Below are 26,590 nucleotides of genomic sequence, written 5' to 3' on the forward strand. Positions count from 1 at the left end.
AAGTCAGGAGAGAAATATGAGAGCAATTGGGTATAAAGCTGCAGGGCCAGTATCGGACAAGTTCGCATTGGTTGAGTTTCAAGCTGAACTACCCAGTTTGGGACCAAGAGATTTGCTCGTAGAAGTACGCGGGGTGTCGGTGAACCCAGTAGATGTAAAGGTTCGCACAAAGGCTCAACCTGAGAATGGGACGCGTATACTTGGGTTTGATGCCGCAGGAACTGTGAAAAAGATTGGTGCTGAAGTAAGTCATTTTAAAGTTGGAGATGATGTTTTTTATGCGGGGGACATCACCCGACAAGGCTCTAACGCAGAATTTCAGGCAGTGGATGAGCAAATTGTTGGCCGTAAACCGCAGAATTTAGGTTTTGCCGAAGCAGCTGGCATGCCACTGACGGCAATTACGGCTTGGGAATTGTTGTTTGATAGTTTGGGAGTTCGTCAAAGAGAAGGCCAAGGTGATGCAATTTTGATCGTGGGCGGTGCTGGCGGCGTTGGCTCTATACTCATTCAGTTGGCAAAAAAACTGACTGGATTGACCGTAATAGCTACAGCTTCACGGCCTGATACAATAGCGTGGGTAAAGCAGTTGGGTGCAGACCGTGTTATTAATCACCGCATGCCTTTAGATGAAGAAATTGCATCACTTGGTATTTCACCAAGATATGTTGCAGCATTGACGCAAACAGAAACACACTTTGATGCCATAGTGAAACTTATTAAACCTCGAGGGCATATTGCTCTAATTGATGATCCTAAGACTTTGGATATTGTCAATTTGAAACAAAAAGCTCTGTCTGTGAGCTGGGAGTTTATGTTTACACGATCAATGTTTCAGACTGCGGATATTGAAGTTCAACACAAACTTTTAAATCGTTTAGCTGAACTTTTGGAGGATGGAACTCTGGTGTCTACTGTCAATCAGCATGGCGGAGTTTTGAATGTCGAGAACTTACAGTTTGCTCATGAATTACAGGCTAGCGGGAATGCGATAGGTAAAACTGTGCTCGATGGATTTGCATGAGTCGAACCCACTCGTATAGTTGCAAGAAAAAGCGCCACAAGAAAACTTGTGGCGCTCATAAACGGTTTAATTTCAATAGCTAAGTTTGACTAAGCGTTTGGATTTTGGCCGGTAGGGGTAGCAGATGCTTGCGACGCTGATGGCGCGCGCGGTGCATCATTTAAAGGGTCTTGCGAGTGTTTAACCTGACCTTCAAAAATTGCATTGGGCTCTATGGAAAGTGAGGCGTGTGTAATATCGCCTTCAACTTTTGCGCCAGTGCACAATTGCACTTTCTTTCCGCGTACTTGTCCCTTTACAGAACCGCGCACGATGACTGTTTCAGCGACGACTTCACCGGCTACTGCTCCAGTGTTGCCTATCGTTAGAGAAGAGGCGCGAATGTCGCCTTCAATGTTGCCATCGATTTGAACTTCCCCTTGAGAGACTATTGAGCCCTTCATTTTAACGTCAGCACTAATGATAGAAGGTGCTGCTCTGTTTGGAGAAGAGGAAACAGGGCGTTTTAGCGGTTCAGGCGTTGTGGGGGGCTGAACATTTTGTTTCGAGCCCACAGGCGTGGTGTTGTCTGGTGTTTTACCCTTGGTGAACATGTTTTCCGGCCCTTAGAAAGTTAATTGGATCATATGATTTGCCCCGGAAGTGTACTTCATAGTGAAGGTGTACACCCGTAGATCGTCCTGTTGTACCCATACCACCAACTTTTTGCCCAAGTGTGACAGTATCACCTTTTCTCACATTGATACTGGCTAAGTGCCCATAGCGGGTAATAAAGCCGTATCCATGATCAACTTCAACAGCGCGTCCGTAACCAGATTTTAGTCCTGCAAATATGACTTTACCCGGTGCAGTTGCTGTAACGGGTGCGTTCCTGAAGGCACCCATATCAAGACCATCATGCCATGCCACGCGACCATTGAACGGGTCTGTTCTTAAGCCATAGCCAGAAGTTTCACGGTATTTTACCCCAACAGGGGCTCCAAGAGGCATTGCGTTGATAAGGTCTTCAAAAAACTTAGCTTCTTCAAGGCGTGTTTTGACTTCCCGCACGCGCATGGAGAAATCTTCGCCATCACCATTTAAACCAACGGAAGAAAAACTTGTTGGCTCAACTTCGATTAGAGGACCACCCGCGAATGTGTTAGATTGATCTACAACGCGAGCAACGCCTACGCCCGTAAGTCTCAATACACCGCGCATACGCTCAGCACGTTCAACAGCGCTATCTTCAGCCCCGTCAAGGAAAGCTGCTTGTTCTGCACGTAGGTGATCTATCTGTGCGCGATAACCTGCAACTTCAACACTGGCCGTAATGCCTTTTGAAGGGCGCGATGTACGTGCATCTGCTTCTTCAATTGTGGAGTCTAGAAGTACACCACCGCCTGTGCCTTTAAGGGCAAGCTGATCTTCATTTACCTCGTCGCCTTTTAGGGCGCCAAGAAGCGTTTTTAGAGTTGCGTGGCGACGTTCAAACTCAGTCGTTGCATTTGTAAATGCGATAGTTTTTTCTTCTAACAATGAAAGAGCTGCAGCTTCACGGGCCTGTGAGGCCTGTAGCCAGCGTTCAATCTTAGCTATTTTGCGTTCGTCCGCATTCGTCTGGAATTTGGTTGTCGGTCCTTGAAGGAGTGTGTTGACGGTCGCGAAGACGCACCAACCTGCAACCAAGGTAGCTCCACCCGCAAACAATGCTTGCTGGAAGGGGGAGACCGACACATACCGAACGGAGCCACCACTGCGGTGGTAAATTTGCCGTTCTGGAAATACGCGATCAAAAAGCGCTCTGGCTCGAGCTTTTACTTCGTCCGCCATTAAAATCCGCCCATTTGTAATCGTACTCTGCTACTGATTTTTGGTCCCACCAAACCGTGTCGTTTCCGACACAGTTATGAATAGCTTACAAAATGCAACAAGCGAAGCCCAATTTGAAAATTTAAGCTGTATTTTTATCAGAAGACCGTTAATTGGTCCTAAACTAGTATCAAATGGTATAATTTGCTGCATAAAACTTCATGCAAGTTTGACGCCGAGTGGGTCATTTTTCTTTAACTGTCGCGATTTAGTGCTGAAACTTCAGCTAAAACTTCGTCGACATGGCCAGCGACTCTAACTTTTCTCCAAGCCTTTAAAATGGTACCATTTTCATCAATGAGGAAAGTGGATCGCTCGATGCCCATATATGTTTTACCATAATTTTTCTTTTCTTTCCATACGCCAAACGATTCGCATACTGCTCCGTCTTCGTCAGACCCCAATTCGATGGTTAAGGAGTTTTTCTGGATGAAGTTATGATGGCGTTTGAGCGAGTCTTTGGAAATTCCAAGTATCTTAGTGTTCAGTTTACTAAACTCGTCCAACTTGGCAGAAAATTCTACAGCCTCTGTAGTGCATCCCGGTGTGCTATCTTTTGGATAAAAGAAAACAACTAAGTTACTGCATTGATAGTCTTCTAGAGAGACGTTTTGTTCTTTGCTGGTGGGTATGTTGAAAGAAGGAGCAGAGGCACCTGTAGTTATTTCTTCATTCATGGGTATATCCCTGTATTATATATTGTATTGAGTCTTTGCGCCCAATGAAAGCCGTATTTTGAATTACTATAAAGAGTGCAAGCCCAAGAATGTTGCGTAAACAATGAAATTTTCTATCAGAATGCTCATACTGGAGCTGTTGGCCTTAATCGTTCTAGCAACGATTGTGGCAGCAGGTCTATTGGCGTGGCGGCTCTCTAAAGGTCCGTTAGATATGGATGTCTTGAGGCCGCAAGTTGAAGCAGCTTTGTCTGAAGCGCGTGGCGGGAATGCTGTTGAAATTGATTCTTTAGCTTTAGCATGGTCGCCAGATAAAAAGCGGATAGAGGCGACGGTAGGTGGAATCACAACTTACACCGCTGAAAATAATATTGATGCAAAAGCCAAAAGTGGGGCTGTTTGGTTTGAGACGGCTGCGTTGCTGCGTGGTAAGTTTAATATTATCAAATTCCGTTTGGAAGATGGTTATACCGGATTACACCGCGACAAACAGGGCAATTGGAAAATTGTATCGCCTAACATCGATGTGTTTGATGATAAGGATGAACCTAGTCCGTTAAAGACCGACACTCCAATGATGTTGCAATGGCGGGATTGGATACCTCAATTACGTGAGCATGTGGAAACACAGTCCTTTCAAGAAGTTGAATTCTCTAATTTCGATATAAAGCTGACAGATGGCGTGACCGGTTTAAACTGGCAGATTAAAGAGGTTAGCGGGATATGGACCGCGGATTCTGATGGTCTAATGATGGACTTGTCAGGAGATTTCCTAGGCGAGGATGCTCCAAATGCTGTGCAGATGCGGTTTTCGTCTGATCCTGTTATAGAGAATTTCTCTATTGAACTCGGGATAAGTGGAGCGGATCCGGAGAGACTAGCGGCGTTAATCACTAAAGAGAGCTACCCTCTTCAATATAATGGCGTTGTGGATTTGAAGATCGGGGCAACGGCAAACGAGTTAGATGGTTTGTTGACAGCGCAAATATCTGGAGCAGGCGAAAATGGGAATATTCTGTTAGATGAAACAGAATACGTTTTGGATTCCGTAAGTTTTGAGACATTGTTTGATTTTAAAAAGCGGCGCGTCGATTTGACGGAGCTTAATTTGAAATCTCAAAAGCTTAAGGGTGAGTTTTCCGGCTTGGCAGATGTCACTGAGTATTTTAACGGCACGTCGAACCCGAAAATCCCGTTTGAATTTCAAGCTAAGAACATATGGGTTGATATACAACCAATGTTCTCAAGTGCGTGGGATATCAAGACATTTGATGTAAATGGAGTGGTTGATACAGACACTTTGGCCGTAGAAATTGAAAGTGCTTCTGGTGGTCTTGAAAACTTCAAGGGAAATGGAAGTGGGCGTCTGTATTTGGAACCCAAAATGGTTGTTGACCCTGATACTCCGCCAAAGTCATTGGGAAGCAGATTGGGTGTCGAGCTAAAAGCGACAGGTGAAGGTAGTGTATCTCCGCAAGATGTTTTGAGGTTTTGGCCTGTAAAACTAGGAAGTGTTGGTCGAGTTTGGGCGAAAAATAACGTTTTAGAAGGTCGAGCAACATCTTTGAATTTTCGTATGGATTTTCCGCCAGGAACGACATCAAAAAGCATTGTACCTGATAAGCACCTCACTTTGGATTTTGCCGTTGAGGGCGCAAAAGTCACATTTCTTGAAGATTTGCCCGCAATCGAAAACGCTTCGGGTACAGGGCGTTTGCGTGGCAATAGTTTGCAAATTGATTTGGCGAGTGGAGAGTTTGGAGGTTGGAAATTGTCAGACGGAGAGGTGCGTTTGCCCGCATTTCATCCGGCAGGTGCCATTTCAACCTATAAAGCATCAGGCCAAGGTGACCTAAAAGGGCTAATGAAAATCCTAGAAGGTTCAAGGCTGAATACCTGTTCTGAATATGGCTTAGCTTGCGATAAGATGAACGGTTTTGGTAGTTTAGATGTTTCGATAAAGCGTCCTATGAAAAAGGGGACGACAGCTGAAGATATTGTTTTTGATGTTCGAGGTGGGTTTGTTGATGCGAATGCTCCGGATTTAGCGTCGGGGTTCGGCCTTGAAAAAACAGATGTTACTGTTGAATTAGACAATGAACACCTAGAGATAAAAGGTGCTGGTCGATTTGGTGGAGCTCCTGCTGACTTTACATGGCAGCAGCTTTTCGAAACCGAAAAGGGCACAAGCCTAATTGCTAATGCAATAGTATCACCAGACTTGCTTAATTCCCTTGGTATTGCTGCACGTTCAATAATGCAGGGTGAGGCGGATCTGCAATTGGAAGCTTATGGTGACGGGCGCGATTTTGATAGCATTGATATGCATGTCGATTTTACAGGAGCAGCGCTCAATTTATCTGAAATTGGGTGGTTAAAGCCTTTATATGTGCCCGCGACTGGTGAGTTGCGATACGGAAAAGCCGCGAATGGAGAGTCCATTTTAACGGGCGATATCGTCGCCAAAGGACTTAAATTAGCAGGTGAATTGAATTTTCTGGAGGGGCAAGGGCTCCAGCGGGCAACAATTGAACGTATTTATTCTGAGAATAGAATGGATATGAGAGGTGATTTAAGTCGAACTTCTAAGGGGGATGTGAAAATCAATGTATCTGGTCCCTTCTTTGACGCAAGTCCGTGGATAGACGGATTGACTCAGTTGGACGGAGGAGGCGTGGGGCCGGGCGTGAATGTGTCCGCAAATATTGCGGTTGATAAACTGAAATTACGTGAAGATGCAGAATTGCTGAACTCAAAAATTGTTATGGATTTTAACCCGAAAAGGCTGCAGCGCGGATTAGTTTCTGGTACCATTGAACGTGGAAAAGGCATTGAAGCAACTTTTGAACGCGATGGTGAAGATATTGCCTTTCAACTGAGATCTGATGATGCAGGATATGTTCTTAGGACGCTGTTGAAGACGGACTATCTCACGGGTGGAACATTAAGCATGAGCGGCTTAATGGGGAAGGACCTTGGGACAGCAGAAATGAATATGCGTAATGTCCGCCTTAAAGGAGCACCAGTTTTAGCGGAAATTTTTGCACTCGCGAGTTTGCGTGGACTGACGGATGTTCTCAATGGGGATGGAGTGATGTTTACAGAAATTCAAGCGCCAATTCGATTCAAGAAAGGGCGATTGGAGTTACCTGGAGTAAGAGCATCTGGTCCGGCGATGGGGCTAACTACGCGCGGGTGGCTGGAAATGGAAACTGGAAATTTGAGCCTTGATGGTGTTGTGGTTCCTTCTTTTGGTGTCAACTCAGCGCTCGGCGGGATACCCATTATTGGTGACTTGTTTGTGTCTCGACAAGGCGAAGGTGTTTTTGCTGTGACGTATTCAGTTCGCGGCGCGCTTGAACGCGCGCGCGTGTCGATTAACCCGCTGTCTGCCGTAACGCCCGGCTTTTTGCGTCGAATCATGGAAAACCCTAGCCAAGAACCAGATGAAGATTCTTAGGTTCTGACTGTATAAAGTGCAAATTCACCTGATTTGAAGTAAAATCAGAACAAATTCAGCACAGGCTTCCTCATTTTAGATATAGGGGTAGTCGTGCCTGTAATTCTCTGTCAGACACCCATCGCAAAAGAACAAATAAATGAATGCGCGCTCAGTGTTGTGCATTGACGGTCTGGAGAATGTTCGTGAATCAAGAGCTATTATATCGGCTTCGGTCCGAGTGGTTTGGTAATATTAAAGGTGACCTTCTCTCTGGATTGGTCGTGGCCCTTGCCCTTATTCCCGAAGCAATTGCGTTCTCTCTTATAGCGGGCGTTGACCCAAAAGTGGGCCTTTATGCGTCTTTCTCAATTGCTGTTTTGACTGCTTTTGTAGGTGGACGTCCAGGTATGATTTCTGCTGCGACAGCTGCAACGGCTGTGCTCATGATCAATCTTGTTCGAGAATATGGATTGGATTATTTGCTCGCAGCAACAATATTGGCAGGTATTATACAGGTAGCGGCAGGTTATCTACGGCTCGCTTACGTTATGCGTTTTGTATCTAAGTCGGTTATGACTGGGTTTGTTAATGCGTTGGCTATTCTTATTTTTATGGCTCAGATTCCAGAGCTAGATCCCAATACCTTTGGCGGGCAAATGCCGTATTTAACATATGGTTTGGTTGCTCTTGGATTGGCGATTATCTATCTTTTCCCGTATATTACTAAAGCAATACCGTCTCCTCTCGTGTGTATTATTGTCCTAACGGCGCTTTCTATGCTTCTGGGACTGGATGTGCGGACAGTTGCTGACTTGGGTGAGCTTCCTTCTAGTTTACCAACCTTTTTTATTCCTAATGTCCCAATCAATTTAGAGACCTTGCAAATAATTCTTCCCTATTCGGCGGCAGTTGCTGCAGTTGGTTTGCTTGAGTCGTTGATGACGCAGAATATCGTTGATGAACTAACGGATACGACTAGTGACAGAAAACAGGAATGTATTGGACAAGGAATTGCCAACTTCTTTACCGGTTTCATAGGGGGGATGGCTGGGTGTGCGATGATTGGTCAATCGATGATCAACGTAAAGTCGGGTGGTCGTGGTCGGCTATCAACATTCGTCGCAGGGGTGTTTTTGCTAATATTGATCGTTGCGTTAGGCGATTGGGTTGGGCAAATACCTATGCCAGCATTAGTGGCTATTATGATCATGGTATCAATAGGCACATTCTCTTGGTCATCTGTGAAAAACCTAAAATCACACCCGAGAAGCTCTAGTATTGTGATGTTAGCTACAGTTTTAATGGTGATTACAACGCATAATCTAGCAATAGGGGTTTTGGTCGGGGTCTTGTTATCAGGCGTTTTCTTCGCTTGGAAAATTGCTCAAATTTTTGGCGTAACATCAAGCCTAAGCGAAGATGGGCGAGAACGTTTCTACGTTGTTGAGGGGCAGCTATTTTTCGCCTCCGTAGAGGACTTTATGGCGGCTTTTGATTTCAAAGAAGCACTTGAAAAAGTCGTGATTGATGTAAGTCGTGCGCACATTTGGGATATTTCAAGTGTGTCGGCTGTTGATGCGGTCGTTTTGAAGTTTCGAAGAGAGGGCGCGGAAGTAGAATTGCGCGGTTTAAACAAAGCAAGTGAAACGATCGTGGATAACTTGGGCATACACGACAAGCCTGGGGCCATAGATGGGTTGCTGGACCATTAGACGGAATTGCTCCAGATTGATGAATAGCTTTTATAATATCGGAGGGCTTGGGCGATGAAGCTAATTGCATTGGTGGATGGGTCTGAATATTCACATAGCGTCTGTGACTATGCTGCGTGGGCTAGTTTACGTTTGAATGCGAAGCTAGAAACTTTGCATGTGCTTGATGATCGCAACAACTCTGCAAAGTTATCGAACCTTTCCGGAAATATTGGGCTAGGTGCGCGTACAGCTCTGATGGAAGAGCTAGCTGAAATAGACGCGCAACGAAGCAAACTGGCTCAACTCATGGGGCGTGCGATACTTGATGACGCTGTGGAGCGTATTGGTGAAGCAGGTTTTGCCGATGTTGAGACACGGCTTCGGCATGGTGATTTAGTTGAGACTGTCTTGAGTACCGAAGGCGATGCAGATTGTTTGATTCTGGGTAAACGAGGTGAAGCGGCAGATTTTGCTAAAATGCACTTGGGGTCAAACCTAGAACGAATAGTTCGCGCATCGCGTAAACCGATTTTGATAGCTTCCCGCAAATTTAAAGTACCTCAAAGTTTTATGATCGCTTACGATGGCGGACCAAGTGCTGAAAAAGCAGTAGAATCTGTCTGCAGTAGTCCGCTGTATACTGGTCTGGATTGTCATTTATTATGTGTGACTTCGCCAGACAACGAAGCGCTAATCACTAAAGTGAAAGTAGCAGCAGAAAAGCTAGAAATACTTGGCGGTAAAGTGACAACTGAAATCACAAAAGGCCAGCCTGCGTCTATCATTTCGGAAAGGGTCACTGAAAAGGAGATCGATCTCCTCGTCATGGGGACTTACGGACACTCAAAAATTCGTAGTCTTATAATTGGTTCAACGACGACTGAACTTATTCGTAAGTGCTTGATTCCTGTGATTTTGTATAGATAGATAGTCAAACCGTAAAATAAGAGCTGGATATAGTCGCAACTCTCTTTAAGCTTTTGAGCATCGGGCGAGCGAATAGTCTCAATAGAAAACTAAATTTTGGCGTGGTGGTTTTAAGTATGATGAATTGGGGATGGGATAACGCGCGGTCTCTTATTGGGATTTTGGTGATTATTGCGATTGCGTGGGCTATTTCAGAAAAGCGATCAGCTTTTCCACTTAAGACGGTGATTGGCGCGGTGGGTTTGCAATTTGTGTTTGCTCTATTGTTTTTCGGTTTACCAAAAGTGTTCGGTAAAAGTAGTGCTTTTGGTGACAGTGGTGAGCCAAATGTTGTTATCCAAATGCTTCAAGATGCGACACGGGCAGGTACATCGTTTGTCTACGGATATTTAGGAGATAATGCATCTTTTCCAGTAGCCGATACGGGATTCGTTGCACCGATATTTGTATTTCAAATTTTGCCGCTTCTTATTGTTGTGGCGTCGCTCTCGGCCATGCTTTGGCATTGGGGAATACTAAGAGCGATCACGCGCGGGTTTGCTTATATTTTTGCTAAAACAATGGGGCTTGGCGGTGCTACAAGCCTTGCAGTTTCAGCGAATATTTTTATGGGAATGACGGAAGCACCTGTCTTGGTGAAGCCTTACTTAAAAGGGATGAGCCGCGCTGAAATATTCATTCTGATGACAACAGGGTTTGCAACGATTGCAGGGTCTGTGCTCGTGATATATGTGAGTTTTCTTGAGAATGTTATAGCCAATCCTTTATCTCAACTTCTTACAGCTTCTTTCATGGCCGCGCCTGCAGCAGTAGCATTAGCTCTTGTCATCGTGCCTGAAACGGTCGCTACAAAAGATCGTGCGCACGAGCCTGATTTTAAATACTCTTCTACAATGGACGCCTTTTCAAAAGGGGCCACAGATGGCCTTGCTATTGTGATGAATATTACAACCATGTTGATAGCTGCGCTTGCAATCCTTCATCTTGGGAACAGTATTCTTGGGTTTCTTCCTCTCAACCCTGGCGGTGAAGAGTTATCTATTCAGCGTATCCTTGGGTGGATTTTTTCACCGTTGATGTGGCTTATCGGTGTGCCGTGGGATGAGGCTCAAAAAGCCGGTTCGTTGATGGGAGTTAAAACTGTACTCACAGAGTTTATAGCATTTGCGAATTTAGCTGAAGTTCCTGATGCAGAGTTGAGTGAAAGATCTAGAATTATCACTGCGCATGCAATTTGTGGATTCGCTAATTTTGGTTCAATTGGTATTCTAATTGGTGGACTCTCCATTGTAGAGCCTGAACGTAGAGAAACTTTTCTTAGTCTGGCGTGGAAAACTCTTCTTGCAGGAACATTGGCGACGTGTATGTCTGGGGCGGTAGTTGGGTTTCTTCCTGAAGGGCTATTTCTCTGATTTTTCAGAGATATAGTTCTAGGATAAGACTTTTTACTTCGTGACGAGATGCAGTTGGGACCGCTGATTTTTCTTGTTGTTTTGGCATCAATCCTGCTAATAATGTCTTGAGATTGGTAACTGGCACAATGAAACTGGAAGAATACGCACAATGAAAACCCGCAACTACTATTTAACACTTGTGGTCATTGGTGTGAGTGCTTGCACGACTGTAGAACAGCCTGTTCAAGCATCATTCGAAGTCGCAGCCAATACTACAGAGACTTTAGAAACGCGCCCGATGGATGTGTACTGTCAAGCGTCAGCTAATGGTATGCTTCAAGGCAGGGGGGCCGCTGGTGGTATTGCGCCTATTCAAGGCTTAACGGCTGGTTCCTATGTGATTAGCTCGATGATGATGGGTATGGCCCCTTTGATAGCTTTAGAAGACCGTGAAGCGTTAGAGAAGAAAGTTCAGAACGTTCTCGATGATGAAAGTGATGGTCGTGTCCTAAATTGGAAAGCGCCTTCAACGGGACAAAAGGTTATTATGCGTCCAGGGAAAACTAAATCTTCATTCAGATTGGTATCAGTGCCACGTGCTGATGAAGTCGGAAAAACGCCTGATAGCTTCCGTGTTGAGCAAGGAAAATATGTGACAACAAAAACAGCTGCTTTACGTCCTTCGCCGACAGCTTCAAGTGATGTCCGGATTGATACAGTGCCAGCTGGGGTGAAATTGGAAATTATGGGGCGTGTACGTGGGATACAGTCCGATGACTGGTATATGGTTGGTGCAGATGGCCGCGCTTATGGTTACATGGAGCCTGCAGATCTACGTCCGGCGCGTCAGACAGATATAGCTGAATTGTACCACCGTGTGACAGGCCCTACGCTACGGGATCCAATTCCTGCGACTGTTACGTGTCGTGAATTGTCCTATGAGACAGATATGGGCGTTGAAACTATGAGCGCATGTCGTAGTCCAGAAGGGCGCTGGATTGCAGACCCTCCAGAAGGAACAGCTGCATCTAACAAAGCTTGTCAGCCGGTTAGCCGTCCTTACCTTCTCAGATAGTAGATAGCTGTCGTTTTAGAGATCCGAACTCCAACGCGCGTAAACCGCTGTTGGGAGGCTAAAGCTACGTCCTTCTTCAGGAAGTGCCATTTCGCCCCATTCTAATCCACCGCCAATATCGTCTAGCTGAGCCGCGAGCGCTTGCCCAACAGCGATATAGGATAGACGAACAGCGTAGATTGTAAGGATTACAAATAGCGGGTCTGGTGATAGAATAGAGCGGGTAAGGCGCAACAGTTCGTTTAGCCCTTCATCTAGTTGCCAGACTTCTTTTTTAGGCCCTCGACCATATTTAGGTGGGTCGAGTATAATCCCATCATATGTTCTTCCTCGGCGTTCCTCACGCTGCAAGAATTTGAGTGCATCGTCACATATCCAGCGAATAGGTTTGTCTCCCAAGCCGGATAGTTCTTGGTTTTCACGCCCATAACCTATGGATTTTGGGGATGCATCCAAGTGGACGACTTCTGCACCAGCTTGCGCACAAGCTAGAGACATGACGCCTGTATAGCCAAATAGGTTTAAAACACGGGTTGGCCGATTGGCTTTGCGTATTTTTTCCATAGCCCAATTCCAATGAACAGAATGCTCTGGAAATAGTCCCATATGGCGGAAAGCAGCACAGCGTGCTTGAATATTTATGCCATTCCACATGACCGGCCAATTTTCAGGTGGCCCTTTGCGTTTAAACGACCATGCGCCTTTATCTTCATGGTCGCCGCCACGAAAAATACCATCAGCTTGCCATTCCTCTACAGGTGTTTGAGGAGACCATAGTGCTTGAGAGTCTGGTCTGTCGAAGACAAACTCGCCAAATTTCTCAAGCTTTCGACCTTGTCCAGAATCTAACAGTTTGTAGTCTTTCCAATCATCGGCAACTAGAAATTTGAACTGGCCTTTGGGAATGTTATTTGGCACCGTCATAGCCAGATCCTTTCCAGACTTCGTAGGTCATTATTGCAGTTGCTTGGGCTAGATTTAAGCTATCGGCAGCACCGGCCATAGGGATTTTGATGAGGGTATCGCAGCAAGCTTCGACGTCATCTGGAATGCCAGATTGTTCGTTTCCCATCAAGATGACGGATTTATCGCTATAATCAGTTTGATCATGCCGTATTGTGCCGTTAACGGATGCTGCTGCCATCAGGATATGTTCTTTTTTGCGCCACTCATTGAATTCTTCAAAACTGACGGACACAATTTTTGTGCTAAAAAGAGCACCCATGGTCGCTCGAACACACTCTACGGAGAAAGGGTCACAACACTGACCGACAAGAACCACACCCTTTACACCTGCAGCATCTGCAGTACGGAGAATAGTCCCAAGATTTCCAGGATCTCTTACTTGGTAGAGTGCGATGTATCTACTTTTCCCTGAAGAAGAAAAATCTTCTAAACGATCTAGTTTCTGTTGGAATGCAGCGATGATTGTTTGAGAGTTTTCTTTCCGAGAAACGGCTGTCAAAATTCGCGGACCAGTGGTGAGGATGCGGGCTCCTGCCATCTCGGCTTGTTCGAGTATAGATTGTACTTCTTTGCGATCTACGGAATCTTCTCCAACTAGGATATATCTAGGTTTCCAACCAAACTTAAGAGCATCCAAGATAAGACGTGCGCCCTCGGCAAGGAATAAACCAGATTCAGTGCGGTTTTTTTTCCTATCTAATCCTCTCAACAACTTTATTGAAGTGTTGGACGTGCTCGTAATATGCTCGTAGGGCGCGTGCGCCATCTATCAAACTCTCCTCGAAGATGAAAAACCTTCTAAATATCGGCTAGTTAGAAGATAAAGTGTAGTTTAGTCGCGCAATTGAATAGCTATGTCGAGTTATGATTCAATCGCAAAGGTCATTTTTTCTGCCAATTTTCAAGATTGCGTAACAGAGGGAAGAAAAATGGAAAAGCGCAATTGGTGCTTACCCCTCTTTTGGTTGGGGCTTGGATTACTGGGGTTGGTCTTGATCTCTTCGATCTTTTGGGGCGGCCGATCAGCGATCGGAATCGAGCGAAAAATTGAAACCTCTGTTCAATCAGAATTGAACAGCAAAGGGTTTGACCAAATAACCGCAAAAGCAAAAGGCCAATCAGTTCATCTAACTGGGATTGTTCCTTCAGATACGCAGAAAGAGCAGATATCACAATTGGCGCGTGCGGCTTTGGGGCCTGGCGGAGTTGTGTCAGGTGGTGTGACGCGCGTAAGAAGCGATTTGCAGGTTGGTCGCATAGTGTCGCCCTATATATGGGGGGCCTCTGTAGAACGAAATGATGTGACTTTGTCTGGGTATGTTCCTTCAGAAGAAGTTCGGAGCAAGATCGTTACTGCTGCAAAGTCCTTTGGTTGGGGCAACATCAACGACACAATGGAATTGGGTATAGGTCTGGAGAATGAGGCACAATGGACTGATTTTACGCTTTTTGCGCTCGCTCAACTCGAAGGTTTGAAGCCTGGAGAAGTATCTATAGTTGATAGCCATTTGAGTATTAATGGTGCTGCTCAAAGCAACGCTAAAGTTGATGAAATCAGCAGCGTCATTACAAAGTTATCTTCACCGTTTACCGCAAATTCGACGGTTGTGGGACCTTACAATTGGGTTGCAGAAAAACGTGGGGATGAAATTAGATTATCTGGGTTGGCACCAGATGAAGAATCGAAAAGAGCAATCCTTCGCGCGGTTACACAGAACTTCAATGGCAAAATAATTGATGAAATGGGAATCGGTGGTGAATATGGATGGGCTCGTACTGCATTGGTGGCCCTTCCTCACTTTGTGAACTTTGAGAGCGGACAACTTTCCTATTCAGACAAAACTTTTTATATATCGGGGAAGTCTCCTGATAGTGTGTATAACTTTTTAAGTGATGATATGAGTACACGTAGCGGTGGGTTTGGTGTTCAATATGATATTGATGTGGCAGCACCAGATTTAGAGGAATTGGATGGCATCGACCTAAACGAAAACGGCGAAAACCTTGTGGGAATTTGTCAGGATGCGTTTGCGTTGATCATGGACTTCAATCAATTGTATTTTGAAACTGGGCGCGCTGATATTTCTCGTCGAAGCGGTACGACTTTAGACAAACTTGTAGCAGTCGCTAAAAGGTGTAGAGATTTTTCTATAAAGATTGAAGGACATACTGACAATTTAGGCTCGCGAGGCTTGAATCTTGCTTTAAGTAATCAGCGTGCTCAAGCGGTAGCGGATTATCTTGTTCAAAGAGGCCTGCCGCAAGATAGTATTTCATCAATCGGGTATGGAGCAGACAGACCTGCTGCATCGAATGCAACACCCGAAGGGCGGGCTCAAAACCGTCGAATTGAATTTTTAGTGACAAGTGAGGAAACACGCTAATGTTTTGGCTCGTTTCGCAAATATGGTTTTGGATTCTGCTGGGCGCTCTTGCGGGTGGTATCATTGGATGGGCGCTGCGTTGTCGTAAATGCGAACATGATACTGCGGGATTAAAAGCCAGCTTGGAGCGTGCATATTCTAACAATTATCTAGAGCCAGATGATCGGCGTGTTTCTGGGGGAGTTGGTTTTGGTGCGGATGATCCTATAGAGCTTTCGAGGCAATTGGCAGCTCAGAAGGAAGAAGTAGCGGGTCTTAAAGCAAAGCTAGCGCTTAATGGTGCTACGGGGAATGCGCCGTCTGATGCAGGTTTTGCGGGACTGTCAGTGTTTTCAGGTAGTCATGAAGTGAATGCAGATGATGGTCAGCTCACATGGCGAAATAGGTATCTGGAAAGCCGTGTACGTTTTCTGGAAACAAAAATAGAAGAATTTGAACTTACTCCAAAAAAGCAAGCTGTAGCCAGTTCATTGGTAGATGTGAAATTTGAAGCTTCGCACGGAGGTTATAGTTCAGAAGAAAAGGCGTTGGAGCAAAGTTCGACATCATTTGCTACCGATCAAAATGTAACACTATCAGCATCTCATGGTTTAGGAGAAAGTCGTTTAACGGCAACCGATAGCGTTGTCGCTCAACAGAATACAGATTTGGAACCAATCGCTGTGCCAAAGGGCAATGAAAGCGATGCGGTACGTCTTTCAAAATCTGCTGAGGATTCATTTGAATTAGATTCAAATGACAATGGTGAAGCCCATACGCTAGACGAGCAAACTTTAGCTTGGAGAAACCGTTACCTTGAAGGGCGTGTGCGATACCTTGAAGAAGAAAGAAAGCGATTTGACTTAGGATTAACCTCAGAAATAGTTGATACTGAGCAAGTAGAAAATTTGGAAATCACTTCAGAAACGCTGGTAACTGAAAGTGGTGGAAACGAAAGTACAAAAGATAGTTCTGAAACGCATGACCTTCAGATTCAGCAGCAAGATAACTCTGATGAAGTTGATCGCCTACGTTGGCGCACGCGCTACTTAGAGGGACGTATTCGTTTCCTTGAAGAAGAAGCTGCGGTTACTGCGCTTAAGATAGAAAAAGAATCTATTCACCCAAAATTGCCTGTTGCGACCCCATTGGATGCATCTCCGCAAATAAATGCGGAGAGAGCTAATTGGCGTAACGCATATCTTGAAGAACGTTTGAAATATGTACCTTCTTCAGTAAAAGTAAAAAACGCACCACCAGAGCTGAGTGTTGTTGAGGCGGATACACCTAACATGCGGTCAGAATGGCGTGAAGCCTATTTGGCTGAACGTATCAATTATGGCAAAATTCAATTAGAAATAGAGCGTAACAAAGTATCAGTTAGTGCTCCAAGAAATGATAGTCTTGAAATAGATCGATTGCAGTGGAGATCTAAATATTTAGAAGAAAGATTGCTAGGGGTGAAAGAGGCTCCAACCCTACCGGCCCAAACCTCCCTGCAAGTAACTGATTTGGATGACAGGGAAAGTCTACCTGAATTCAATGAGAGTATAGCTCTAAATGAAGTTGAAAAAGATGAATCTTTGCTCCAACCAAGTGAAGAGGACACTTTCGCAGCTGAATATCTTGCTGAGGTAGAGAATGAAGTTACACGCTTAAAGTGGAGGGAGGCTTATTATGCTTCTCTTGCAGCGCGAGCGCGAGATAATCTGGAAGCTGCAGAATTGAATGCTGAAGTTGAGACAGAAATCGAAAAGAGCGAAAATAATACTGAAAAACAAAATGAGCCCTCGTTTAGCGATGTAGAGTATAAAAGGTTGGAGTGGAGAAATCGCTATCTGCATGGTCGATTGAAGTATCTTGAGGAAAATGTTTCAGCATCTGCACATAGAATTGCTTCATTGGAGAAGGCTGCGGAAAAGACCTCGTCAGATGCGCTAGTTGAGGACGCGTCTCTGTATGGCGACGAAAGTGATACAGCTAGACTTAAATGGCGAAATTCCTATCTACTCGGGCGTATTGGATACCTTGAAGAAGAGTCGACGGAAGGAAAACGTTCTTTTGTAAAAAGCGTCAATGAAGAGAGTAAAGTAGGGGATGCTCTTGATAATTTAGATGATCTATCGAAGCTAAAATATGAATCACCGGATTCAGATTTTGTTCCTTCAGCAAGTGTTGCATTCGAAAATGCACGTTTAAAAGCCCAAGAGGAACGTGAGAAAAGTAAAGGCGCGTCGACATCTCGTAAAAAACAAAACACAAAAAAAGTTGATAGACAGAGTCGTTCGCGAGAGGTGAACTCATCGGATCAATTTCAGGAGACGTTTTTGAAGTCGGAGTATTTTGTCTCTGGCGATTCAGAAACTGGGCGTCCAGCTTATCTTACTCAGCCATTATTTGGGAAACATGATGAACTTAGAGAAATTGCGGGTGTTGGTCCTAAGATTGAGCGCATTCTGCATGATCTAGGAATTTATCACTTTTACCAGATCGCTTCCTGGACACGCAAAGAAGTTGAGTGGGTCGATAATTATCTTACATTCAAAGGCCGCATAGATCGTGAGAATTGGATTGAGCAGTGTAAAAAGTTGGCGCGAGGTGAAGAGACCGATGGGCAGCGTAAATACAGAGATGGAAAACACACCTAGTTTTTGAGTCGAATCTTAGCAGGTTCGCAAAATCTACGTTTGTAAAACCTAATGGGTAGGATGTGCCATAAATAGGGAAAGCAATTTCTTCGCCGCCAAGCTCGCAGCAATATCTCCAGATGCGACATCATTTCGAAGGGGCGGGAGTGCGGTTTGTACATTTGGGTGCTGTTGAAATGCTTGCATTAGGCTTTCACCGATCAGCGATTCCATCCAACGTAATTGTTGTTCAGAGCGCCGTTTACTGTGAGACCCGCTTTCTATCGTAGCTTTCTTGTGCGCTTCCATCACGCTCCATAGTTCTAACAGTCCTCGATTCTTTCCTGCTGATATTGTGGAAACGGTAGGATCCCAAGACGGGTCTACAGGTGTCAGAATATGCAGAGCATTTCTATAATGCCTTGCAGCGTTTTTTGCGGCTTTTTCATCTAGATCAGATTTGTTTACAGCAATCATATCTGCGACTTCCAAGACGCCTTTTTTAATTCCTTGTAGTTCGTCGCCTGCATTGGGGAGCATAAGGACGAGAAACAGATCCACCATATCGGCAACGACAGTCTCTGATTGCCCTACGCCTACAGTTTCGACTAAGATTACATCGTAACCAGCTGCCTCACACAATAGTAGTGTTTCGCGCGTTTTCTTCGCAACACCGCCAAGTGTTTCACCAGCAGGTGATGGACGTATAAATGCATTCGGGTTCATCGAAAGGTGTTCCATACGGGTTTTATCCCCTAAGATGGAGCCGCCTGAGCGTTTTGATGTTGGATCAACGGCCAACACGGCGACCTTGAATCCTTGCTCTAATAGCATAGATCCAAAATTATCGATAAATGTGGACTTTCCAACCCCCGGAACGCCCGTAATGCCAATCCGGCGCGCGTGTCCCGTTTTGGGCATGCATTGCGCGAGTAGATGTTGTGCTTTGTCTTGATGGTCCGCTCGCTTAGATTCAACCCAAGTGATAGCGCGAGCTAGTCCTGCACGCGTAGTTAAGTCGTCTGGGGTGATATCTTGCATAAGACGGTAAGCTTAATTGGAAACTGTTGAATTCGTAGATGATGTATCTATTACTGATTGTGCATCATATATGCGGCCTTCGGCACCGTCTGGTTTAGGGCCTGACCCGGTTATTATCTCTAATCGAGATTGATAGGCCTTCCGGTCTGGCGTTAAGTCGAAACCAATGCCTACACCGACTCCCCCTCCGCGAGATCCACTACCACCAGAAACTCCAACACTCGTTCCGCGGTTTTGTGTACCGCCTATAATATCAGAGGTTTTTGTTACGACACGGAACCATGTTGCATTTTGGTCAAGTGTTATTTCAGCAGCGCGGCGTAATGCAAAATTCTCAACTTCGAGCTGAGATGCGTCAGTGTCACCTGTAAAAACGACATTGAACCGATTGGATTCGATCTTCATGTCAGCAAACCCAACCCCATCTTTATTGGCGGGGGTGTAAGTCGTTACTGGGGTCGCGCATGCTGTCAAAAAAGATGCACATGCCAGTGATAGTGCTAGTTTTCGTAACATTTTGGACTCGCTTTCTTAAAGCAGATTTGCCTCTATTGCCCAAAAGCTGATGGTTTTGGGTGCTCTATCATGAAAATATGCGCTTCGTTTACCAGCATATTTGCAGCATCAACAGTATCTGCTTGAGATATAGATAATTGTAGGTCTTCTTCCTCTATTTTCCAGAGCAAGTCTGCGACCTCTGACGGTTCTGCATCATTGAGCAATAGGCGCAAGACTCCAGGAATATGCTCATCATAAATGCCTACGTGAGTTACGTCTTCATTTACATCCATCGGATCCCAGTCCCTCCACAGCACTTCACCGACGATCTGAGAGAGGCCTTTGAGCCAACGATCTAGTTCTATGTCTTGCTTAGGCATGCGGTCTCCGATTCTATGAGCTAGTATTTAGGAGTTATGCTTCAATTGTGACCTCAGCTTGTCGATTAATTCAATACATGACTCTGCAATTATTGTCCCCGGAGCGAAAATAGCTGCTGCACCCGCTGCGTAAAGTTCGTCATAATCCTGTGGAGGTACAACGCCTCCAACGACGATCATAATGTCGTCACGGCCTTCAGCTTTTAGGGCTGCTTTTAGGGAAGGCACAAGTGATAGGTGACCTGCGGCAAGGGAAGAGGCAGCGACGACATGCACGTCATTCTCTACAGCTTGGCGCGCAACTTCTTCTGGGGTTTGGAAAAGGGGGCCGATATCAACGTCCCAACCAAGGTCGGCCATTCCTGAAGCTACCACTTTTTGGCCGCGATCGTGGCCGTCTTGTCCCATTTTTGCAATCAAAATACGAGGGCGACGACCTTCGTTTTCTTCAAAAGTATCAGCGCCTTTTAGCGCGAGTTCAACACGATCTGATTTAGCTTTCATACCCGCAGCATATACGCCCTGAATTGAATTGATAACTGCTTTGTGGCGTCCTACTACATTCTCAATAGCCAATGATATCTCGCCAACAGTTGCGTGGGCGCGAGCAGCATTGACGCCGAGCTCTAATAGGTTGCCTTCTCCTGTACGCATGGATTCAGAGATTGCATCAAGTGAGGCTTTTACTTTAGTCTCGTCGCGACCCGCTTTTAGCTTTTTAAGCTTTTCTAACTGCAATTTGTATACGCTGGCATTGTCGACCTTAAGAACAGGTACATCCTCTGGTTCGGTAAGTTGGTATTTGTTTACCCCAATGACTGATTGAACTCCAGAATCAATACGTGCTTGGGTTTTTGCGGCTGACTCTTCTATCCGAAGTTTAGGAAGACCTTTTTCTATAGCAGCAGCCATGCCGCCCATTTCTTCAACTTCTTCAATATGTTGCCATGCGCGGGCTGCTAAGTCGTGCGTTAGGCGTTCGACATAGTAAGAACCACCCCACATATCTATTGTGCGACATGTGCCTGCTTCTTGTTGCAAGAATATCTGAGTGTTACGTGCAATACGGGCGGAAAAGTCCGTGGGTAGAGCGAGCGCCTCGTCAAGAGCATTTGTGTGAAGTGATTGTGTTTGACCATTGGCAGCGGCCATAGCTTCCAAACAAGTGCGTATCACATTGTTATTTACGTCTTGAGCGGTGAGAGACCAGCCAGATGTCTGAGAGTGAGTGCGAAGGGAAAGAGATTTCGAGTTTTTGGGGGAAAATTTGTTGACCAAACGAGACCATAGTAATCGGCCGGCACGCATTTTAGCTACTTCCATGAAGTAGTTCATTCCGATCGCCCAGAAGAATGACAAGCGGGGAGCAAATGCATCTACATCCAAACCAGCTTCAATCCCTGATTTTATGTATTCAACTCCATCGGCAAGAGTATAAGCCAACTCTAAGTCAGCGCTCGCTCCTGCTTCCTGCATGTGATACCCGGAAATGGATATTGAGTTATACTTCGGCATTTTCTGAGACGTATAGGCAAAGATGTCAGAAATAATCCGCATGGAAGGCTTGGGCGGATAAATATAAGTATTGCGAACCATGAACTCTTTCAGGATATCGTTTTGAATCGTTCCTGAAAGTTTTTCCGGTGGCACACCTTGTTCTTCTGCTGCCACAATAAAAAGTGACAAAATGGGAAGTACAGCTCCATTCATTGTCATGGAAACGGACATTTTATCCAAAGGAATGCCGTCGAAAAGAGTGCGCATATCCAATATAGAATCGATAGCAACACCAGCCATCCCAACATCGCCAGAAACGCGAGGATGGTCACTGTCATATCCACGGTGAGTAGCCAAATCGAAAGCGACTGAAAGGCCTTTTTGACCGGCAGCAAGGTTGCGGCGGTAAAATGCATTTGATTCTTCGGCTGTAGAAAATCCAGCATACTGACGAATAGTCCATGGACGCTGAGGGTACATGGAAGGGTATGGGCCGCGTCCGTAGGGGGCAATGCCCGGCCAATCGTCTAAAAAGTCTAGTTTTGCAGTGTCTTTTGCTGTGTAAAGGGGCTTCACCTCAACACCTTCAGGAGTTTCCCAGTTGCCGTCCAAATCGTCAGCTGCAGCTTTTGACCATTTTTCAAACGAGCTATCAGTTACGATGCCGTTATCGGGTAAATCCAAGTCTATTTTTGTAAAGTCTGGTGTAGAAATCGTCATTTTAAAACTCCGAAGAGAGAGTGTTTCTAGCTGCCGGTTGGTTCGCTTTTATGGGGCCGGTGCTTAGATAAATTATGAAGCGAAGAGGCGCTAAAGCGCTAACCCTAATTCTGAGTGCGCAAGTTCCAAGCTCGACACAACATCAACTCCAACATGAATAAATTCATCAATGCCAGCTTCTTGCCACGCGGAGCCAATTTCAGCGGGTGCGCGACCTGCTAGATAAAGTCGACCTGCGCCGGCTGCGCCTAGTGCACGTGCTGTATCTGCGGCCTCTTGTAGGTAGCGTTCATCTGAGCCGCAGATGCATGCGAGGAGGCAGCCTGATTGCTTGAAGGCAGTTGCGAGCTGATCTGGTGTTCCAGCCTGGTAGATAGTGTGCAGTCCACCTGCTCCAAAAAAGTTCGTAGCAAAGGAAGTACGAGCTGTATGTTCAGCGAGCGGGCCAATAGCAGCGATAAATATTTTAGGTTTGATTTTGTTTTTTGCTTCAAATGCTTCTGCAAAATCTCGTAAACGTTCAAATGGTTTTGCGATCCGGATCGGCCATAAAGGATCACATTCTAAGGTATCTTCAGCTTCTAGCGTGAGGTCAGGAAGTGTAAGGCCATTCTGAGCACCCTCCATTAGAGAGCTTAATGCATATGAAGAGGGGGAAATGGACTTAGGTGGTGTTGCTTTGGCAAGTACACTATCTAAATCGGGAATAACAAATTCGGCGGGCGTTTCGTCTAAGAGAGGATAATCTGATACGCCAGTGATTTGCACTTTTCTAAATGCGACATCGCTTAGACGCTCTGCTCTGATTTTGCTTACTTCGGATTGAATTTTTCCTTGAGTTAGTGAGGAAATAATTCCACCGCCTTTTTCAATATCTTGAAAGAGTGACCAAGCTTTTAGAGCGAGGTCATTGGATAGAGCTGCGATACTCCAAGTCCCGCCCGCTGGGTCTAAAACTTTTCCAAGGAAAGATTCCTCTTGGGCTATAATATGAGTATTTCTTGCAATGCGCCTTGCTTGCCGAGACGGTAGTCCCAGAGCGTCAGTGAAAGGGCGCATTGTCGCGATTTCAGCTCCGCCTACGCCTGCTGCGAAACACGCAGCCGTAACACGTAAAATGTTTACCCATGGATCACGCGCGGTAAGCATTCTTCTGGATGAAACAGCTTGTATTTTCATGGTGAAGTCAGAATCAGCTACTCCAAATTCACTTGCGACTTTAGCCCACATTCGACGTGCTGCTCGCAATTTTGCGATTTCAATTATGTAGTCGGCACCTACAGACATGGTGAAATTAATGGAACGAAGTGCTGTTGCAGCGTCTATTCCAGCTTCAACCAATGTGCGTAGGTAGAATGTTCCGCTTGCAATAAGACCAGAAAGTTCTTGAGCTTCCGACCCTCCAGACTCGTGGATCGGACGAGCATCAGCGCGAAGCAATGTAGATTTCTCAAATTTTGCTGAAAGCGTTGTGACGAGATCAACTATGCTCGATTTAACATGTGCAATCTCACCATTTAAATGACCTGTTCGTGCAAGGACACCAATAGGATCATAGTTGAATGCGAGATTTAATTTTTCAGGCGTTTCTGAAGTCTGCTCTGCATGAAAAGCTAACATTGCAGCGGCTGCGAGACCGGAATTCGCAGAAGATGCTGTGACTTCTAATCCGATAGGCGCCCAATCCAGTTTAACATCCTCCAGCGTTTTCTGAAGGTCAGCTAATGTACGGATGCAAACGCCTCTATCACCGTTTTCATCAATCCTAAGTTCAATTGAGCTTACACCATGTTCGAGGTCTTCTAATATAGATTTATTGGCTTCAGCAGGATCTGGATGGGATATTATCTGGCGGATGTCCCAAGGTAGAAATTTATCGCGACTGGCTTCGGAGCCACGCATAAAAGGGGCCTGTCCAGGAAGGCCTGACTTGTCTGTAGATGATTCCCAATCCGTATCCCGATACAATGCTTTGACTGTTAGACCATCATAGGTCTTTGTGTTGATCGAAGCTGCCGGCTTCCCTTTCAGGGCCTTATCAAGAAGGTCTAACCATTGAGCTTCGTCTCCACCGTCAAACTCTGACGAGAATTGAATTATGTTATTTGAGGTCATCCCGAATGTCCTGATATTTATTTGTTATATCTTATGTTGCGATACAGCATAGCCTACTCCTGAGCGGTCAGGGGCGCGACATTCCGTCACTACATCGTTTGGACATCACCATAACCTGAAAATTTATTGTGGCACACCACCACGCGATAAATCTTCAATCAGCTTAATATCGGTAGGATCTCCACTGAGGCGATGGCGGTAAACTTGAACATTTTCAAGAATACGTTGCACATAATTGCGCGTCTCTGAAAATGGGATGCTCTCAATGAAATCAATGGGATCAATCTCACCTTTACGAGGATCACCATACTCTTCTATCCAGCGTTTTGGGCGACTTGGCCCTGCGTTGTAAGCTGCAAGTGCTAGAATGTAAGAGCCGTCAAAATCCTCTATTAAGTCGTCGAGAAAGCTTCTTCCCACTTTGAGATTGTAGGTAGGGTCATCCGTGAGCCAACTTTCACGGTAAGGTAGACCAACTTGCCTCGCCGTTAAGCGGCCCGTGGAGGGAAGCAATTGCATCATTCCACGTGCATTTGCATGGCTAACGGCTTGAGGCGAAAGTTCGCTTTCTTGGCGAGAGAGGGCCATTACAAGTGCGGGCTCTGCGATTCCAGAACGTGCACTTTCTGGAAGTTCAATTATTGGAAACGCGGCATTGGGAGCAACGAGATCCTTAGCAAGTGCTGCTTTGCCGCCTCTCACGCCTGCGCGTGGTTCCAAATAATGAACTGCTAAATCAGATAGAAGTTGGTGTTCTTGCGGTGTTTTTAGTAAGTCATCTAGATGATAGGAAAAACGTTCAAATGAGTTTAGTCTTCCTGAATCTGCGAGCATTATTGCGGCTTTAACTACATTTCTACTGTGAAAGCTCTGCGTTTCTTCCTCTGTTGCGAGGTCGGGTAGGGCGAAGTCGAGTTGAGCATCGCTTAATCCCATAGCCTTTAAGCGTTCAGCGGCCATTTGGCCGTAAAATGTGAAGTTGTAGTGCGCAGCTAGTTCGTAACTTTCCCTGGCGGCTTCAGATATTGTGATAGGTGTTTTTGGTTCAGATTCGTTTGTGTCTATTGCTGGTTTCAAGCTTTCTATTTTGGAGGCTGCATCTGTGCTATCTTCTGACGAATTCATCGCCGTTAAAGATTCTCCTCTCCAGTATAAGCCTCTAGCGTGACTTATTGGGGAGCTTACGCCCTTTGTGAGTGTATCAAAGTGTTTAAATGCTATGGCGGGTTTATTTAGATAGCGTAGCGCCACCCAACCGGCATAAAACTCAGCATCGGCAAAACTCACACCTTCGCTTAAACCGTGATTTGCTGCCATCTTATAGGCTTCGTCCCATCTTCTTTCTTTTATAAGGTCGCGAAGGAGGTAGCTGCGTTCGCTCCAGATTCTTCTTCGTCCTGTTTCTGACGTTTTAAATGGGTCGATATCTAATAAAACTTCAATTGCGCCGTCTCTATTGTTTGCTCTTTTACGCCTCCAGCGTGCTCTCTCATATAGCAGGCCGGGGTCTGACTGTTTTTTACTTGGAACATCCTCAATAAGAGAATCAACGCCTCGTCGACCTTCCATCAAGCCAACGCGTGCCTCTGCAAGCTCACGGTCAGCTGAGTTCAAACGAGAGAAGAGAGATTTGGCGTCACTGCGCTGATTGTTCCACAAAAGCATGTCGACACGTTTGGCGTGGTCTATCGCATTCAAATCTTTTGCGAATTGCAGTAATAATTCCCGCTGGTCGGTAGAGGATAGGGCGTGATTCCACCAAATATCCTTTATAGTTGCTAACGCAATTGGGCTTTTATTCTGTCTTTCTAACAATTGAGCATATTGTAATTTTCCGCCCCCCGTGACCGCAGGGTATTCATCAAACCATGCAGATAGCTCTGAATCACGTAGTGAGAGGCCCTTAAGTAGGTTTTCTGCTTGTTTCTGCATTTCGATTCGTTTGGGCCAGTCATTCAAACTGGACAATGCAAATTTTAACTCAGAAAAAGTAGGTTGAGCAGACGCATTAGTCGTAAGTTTCCACAGCAATAGGTCTTTGACGGATTCGTCCTGTGATGATTTGTAAACACTGCGGACTAGGTCCCAGTTTCCTGAATCGGCGGCATCAAGTGCATCAGATAATAATTTATATGTTTGCGGTTCTACAATTTTTGAGTAGATGTTAGCGCTCGGTTTGAGTGTAGGCGCAGTCGGAATTGCGAGAGCTGTGGAGTTTGCAGCAAATAAAATAAAGATTGCTGGACAAAGAATTCTTTTCATGACTTGCAAAACCTGTGTGTGACGCGAATAAGAACTG

At 45.4% G+C, this 26,590-nt stretch carries 19 protein-coding genes; 8 read left to right on the forward strand and 11 right to left on the reverse strand.

All coding sequences use genetic code 11. The annotated features are described in order from the left end of the window. Positions 1 to 16 precede the first annotated feature (16 nt). A complete protein-coding gene (locus ACFQS8_RS02325; RefSeq protein WP_382165332.1) occupies positions 17 to 1,024 on the forward strand; it encodes a zinc-binding alcohol dehydrogenase family protein in 1,008 nt (335 codons plus the stop codon). 89 nt (positions 1,025 to 1,113) lie between these two features. Here the strand turns inward: ACFQS8_RS02325 and ACFQS8_RS02330 are convergent, their stop codons facing one another. The 3 genes from ACFQS8_RS02330 to bcp form a co-directional block, all read right to left on the reverse strand. Further along, entirely contained in the window at positions 1,114 to 1,617 is a 504-nt protein-coding gene (locus tag ACFQS8_RS02330) for a bactofilin family protein (RefSeq protein WP_382165333.1), read from the reverse strand. After that, complete coding sequence (locus ACFQS8_RS02335; protein WP_382165335.1) at positions 1,601 to 2,836, reverse strand: peptidoglycan DD-metalloendopeptidase family protein; 1,236 nt, start codon at positions 2,834 to 2,836, stop codon at positions 1,601 to 1,603. The genes ACFQS8_RS02330 and ACFQS8_RS02335 overlap by 17 nt, the downstream gene beginning before the upstream one ends. 233 nt (positions 2,837 to 3,069) lie before the next feature. Further along, positions 3,070 to 3,552: a thioredoxin-dependent thiol peroxidase gene (gene bcp, locus ACFQS8_RS02340; RefSeq protein ID WP_382165337.1), complete on the reverse strand. Its 483-nt coding sequence runs from the start codon at positions 3,550 to 3,552 to the stop codon at positions 3,070 to 3,072. A gap of 103 nt (positions 3,553 to 3,655) precedes the next feature. Here bcp and ACFQS8_RS02345 point away from each other — a divergent pair, with 103 nt between their 5' ends. From ACFQS8_RS02345 to ACFQS8_RS02365, 5 genes are all read left to right on the forward strand, one after another. Further along, positions 3,656 to 7,012, forward strand: coding sequence for a YhdP family protein (locus ACFQS8_RS02345; protein WP_382165339.1), 3,357 nt, complete (start codon positions 3,656 to 3,658; stop codon positions 7,010 to 7,012). A gap of 179 nt (positions 7,013 to 7,191) precedes the next feature. Beyond that, entirely contained in the window at positions 7,192 to 8,706 is a 1,515-nt protein-coding gene (locus ACFQS8_RS02350; protein ID WP_382165341.1) for a SulP family inorganic anion transporter, read from the forward strand. A 54-nt stretch (positions 8,707 to 8,760) separates the two neighbouring features. After that, on the forward strand, positions 8,761 to 9,615 hold the full coding sequence (locus tag ACFQS8_RS02355; protein ID WP_382165343.1) for a universal stress protein: 855 nt from the start codon (positions 8,761 to 8,763) through the stop codon (positions 9,613 to 9,615). Between the two features lie 116 nt (positions 9,616 to 9,731). Then, on the forward strand, positions 9,732 to 11,027 hold the full coding sequence (locus ACFQS8_RS02360; protein ID WP_382165345.1) for a NupC/NupG family nucleoside CNT transporter: 1,296 nt from the start codon (positions 9,732 to 9,734) through the stop codon (positions 11,025 to 11,027). A 151-nt stretch (positions 11,028 to 11,178) separates the two neighbouring features. Next, a complete protein-coding gene (locus tag ACFQS8_RS02365; protein ID WP_382165347.1) occupies positions 11,179 to 12,084 on the forward strand; it encodes a hypothetical protein in 906 nt (301 codons plus the stop codon). A 15-nt stretch (positions 12,085 to 12,099) separates the two neighbouring features. Here ACFQS8_RS02365 and ACFQS8_RS02370 read toward each other — a convergent pair whose 3' ends face one another. Beyond that, positions 12,100 to 13,008 (reverse strand): class I SAM-dependent methyltransferase, encoded by a 909-nt coding sequence (locus ACFQS8_RS02370; protein WP_382165349.1) that lies wholly within the window; start codon positions 13,006 to 13,008, stop codon positions 12,100 to 12,102. Next, entirely contained in the window at positions 12,992 to 13,816 is an 825-nt protein-coding gene (locus ACFQS8_RS02375; RefSeq protein WP_382165351.1) for a TrmH family RNA methyltransferase, read from the reverse strand. Before ACFQS8_RS02375 ends, ACFQS8_RS02370 begins: the two co-directional genes overlap by 17 nt. A gap of 163 nt (positions 13,817 to 13,979) precedes the next feature. Between ACFQS8_RS02375 and ACFQS8_RS02380 the strand changes: the two genes are divergently transcribed. Further along, positions 13,980 to 15,434, forward strand: a complete 1,455-nt coding sequence (locus ACFQS8_RS02380) for an OmpA family protein (RefSeq protein WP_382165353.1) — start codon at positions 13,980 to 13,982, stop codon at positions 15,432 to 15,434. Then, entirely contained in the window at positions 15,434 to 18,061 is a 2,628-nt protein-coding gene (locus ACFQS8_RS02385; RefSeq protein WP_382165355.1) for a hypothetical protein, read from the forward strand. Before ACFQS8_RS02380 ends, ACFQS8_RS02385 begins: the two co-directional genes overlap by 1 nt. A 48-nt stretch (positions 18,062 to 18,109) precedes the next feature. On the opposite strand, the gene meaB is transcribed toward ACFQS8_RS02385, so the two are convergent. From meaB to ACFQS8_RS02415, 6 genes are all read right to left on the reverse strand, one after another. Next, positions 18,110 to 19,081, reverse strand: a complete 972-nt coding sequence (gene meaB, locus ACFQS8_RS02390; RefSeq protein WP_382165357.1) for a methylmalonyl Co-A mutase-associated GTPase MeaB — start codon at positions 19,079 to 19,081, stop codon at positions 18,110 to 18,112. Positions 19,082 to 19,093: 12 nt separating this feature from the next. After that, positions 19,094 to 19,597 carry a CC0125/CC1285 family lipoprotein gene (locus ACFQS8_RS02395; protein WP_382165359.1) on the reverse strand — a complete coding sequence of 168 codons (504 nt, stop codon included), beginning with the start codon at positions 19,595 to 19,597 and terminating at the stop codon, positions 19,094 to 19,096. Positions 19,598 to 19,629: 32 nt separating this feature from the next. After that, positions 19,630 to 19,959: a hypothetical protein gene (locus ACFQS8_RS02400; protein ID WP_382165361.1), complete on the reverse strand. Its 330-nt coding sequence runs from the start codon at positions 19,957 to 19,959 to the stop codon at positions 19,630 to 19,632. Positions 19,960 to 19,986: 27 nt separating this feature from the next. After that, the gene (gene scpA, locus ACFQS8_RS02405) at positions 19,987 to 22,176 is read right to left on the reverse strand and encodes a methylmalonyl-CoA mutase (RefSeq protein WP_382165363.1); all 2,190 of its coding nucleotides are present in this window, start codon (positions 22,174 to 22,176) and stop codon (positions 19,987 to 19,989) included. A gap of 90 nt (positions 22,177 to 22,266) precedes the next feature. After that, positions 22,267 to 24,291 carry a methylmalonyl-CoA mutase family protein gene (locus ACFQS8_RS02410; RefSeq protein WP_382165365.1) on the reverse strand — a complete coding sequence of 675 codons (2,025 nt, stop codon included), beginning with the start codon at positions 24,289 to 24,291 and terminating at the stop codon, positions 22,267 to 22,269. 123 nt (positions 24,292 to 24,414) lie between these two features. Beyond that, complete coding sequence (locus tag ACFQS8_RS02415; RefSeq protein ID WP_382165367.1) at positions 24,415 to 26,553, reverse strand: lytic transglycosylase domain-containing protein; 2,139 nt, start codon at positions 26,551 to 26,553, stop codon at positions 24,415 to 24,417. Between the last annotated feature and the right edge of the window lie 37 nt (positions 26,554 to 26,590).

Source organism: Hirschia litorea (genome assembly GCF_042665075.1).
GTDB lineage: Bacteria > Pseudomonadota > Alphaproteobacteria > Caulobacterales > Hyphomonadaceae > Hirschia > Hirschia litorea.